The organism is Pseudomonas cyclaminis (genome assembly GCF_015163715.1).
Classification (GTDB): Bacteria; Pseudomonadota; Gammaproteobacteria; order Pseudomonadales; family Pseudomonadaceae; genus Aquipseudomonas; species Aquipseudomonas cyclaminis.
Map to the genome: position 1 here is coordinate 1 of NZ_JADDUM010000356.1, position 1,414 is coordinate 1,414.

A 1,414-nucleotide genomic window follows, 5' to 3' on the forward strand; every position below is an offset into this window, starting at 1 on the left:
CCAGGGCGCGGCGCATGTTCTCGCGGGGGATGCCGCGCCCGTCGGTCTGCGGCAGGCTGAAGGCCTGGGTAAACAGGTTCGCCGGCAATTGCTCGCGGTACGGCGAGAGCATCAGCCATTCGTGGCCCACGGGAACGCCGCTGGCTGCGAACTCGCTGTTGGGGTAGTAGCTCAAGGTGCGTTTGTAGGCGTTGCTGAACAGGGTGCGGTTGGTCCACTCGAAGTCGAACATCAGCCCCAAGGCCTCACGCACCTTGGTCTGGCTGAAGGTCGGTCGGCGGGTGTTCATGAACAGGCCTTGGCTTTGGGTGGGGATCTGGTGGGCGATCTGCGCCTTGATTACCTCACCTCGGTTCACGGCCGGGAAGTTGTAGCCATTGGCCCAGTTCTTGGCCTGGTGCTCGATGTAGATGTCGAATTCGCCGGCCTTGAAGGCCTCGAAGGCCACGTCGCTGTCGCGGTAGAACTCCACTTCGACCTTGTCGTAGTTATAGAAACCCTGGTTGACCGGCAGGTCCTTGCCCCAGTAATCCTTGACCCGCTCAAACACCAGCTGGCGCCCCGGCGTGACCTTGCTGATACGGTACGGCCCGCTGCCCAGCGGCGGCTCGAAGGTGGTGGCCTTGAAGTCGCGGTTTTTCCAATAGTGCTGGGGCAATACCGGCAGCTCGCCCAGGCGCAGGATCAGCAGCGGGTTGCCGGCGCGCTTGAACACAAACCGGATGCGGTGAGGGTTGAGGATGTCCACCCGCGCCACTTCCTGCAGGTTGGTGCGGTACTGCGGATGGCCTTCGGTCAGCAGGGTGCGATAGGAAAAGGCCACGTCATCGGCGGTGATCGGCTTGCCATCATGGAAGCGTGCTTCCGGGCGCAGGTTAAACACCACCCAGCTGCGGTCCTCGCTGTACTCCACCGATTGGGCAATCAATCCGTAGCTAGAGGTGGGCTCGTCGCCAGACGGCGCGTACTGGCCGGTGCCGACCATTAATGGCTCATTGAGCTCATTGACGCCGTATTGCAGGAAATTCGGGGTGGAAACCGGGCTGGAGCCCTTGAAGGTATAGGGGTTGAGCGTATCGAAGGTGCCAAATGCCATGACCCGCAAAGTCCCGCCTTTCGGCGCTGCAGGGTTGACCCAGTCGAAGTGGGTGAATTTGGCCGGGTACTTGAGCCTGCCGAACTGCGTATAACCGTGGCTCTCGGTAATCGTCGCGTTCGCACAAAAGCTCAAGGCCAGACTTATTAGTAGAAGGAGGGGACGCTTCAAGTCAGAGATCCGATCCAGGCGGCTTGGGCTTTATGATCGGTACAGTAACAGCTTGTTCCGGTTGGAAAAAGCATCTTGAAAACGGCGATAAATCACTGTGTTTGTTCGTATATGTGGTGAGCGGCATCCTTTGTGGTGAGCGGGCTT

Annotated in this window: 1 protein-coding gene; it reads right to left on the minus strand. The window is 59.8% G+C overall.

The genetic code is table 11. The features are described 5' to 3' along the window. On the minus strand, positions 1 to 1,267 hold a 1,267-nt coding region (locus IQK56_RS30360; protein ID WP_193901964.1), incomplete at its 3' end, for an extracellular solute-binding protein. Positions 1,268 to 1,414: the final 147 nt, after the last annotated feature.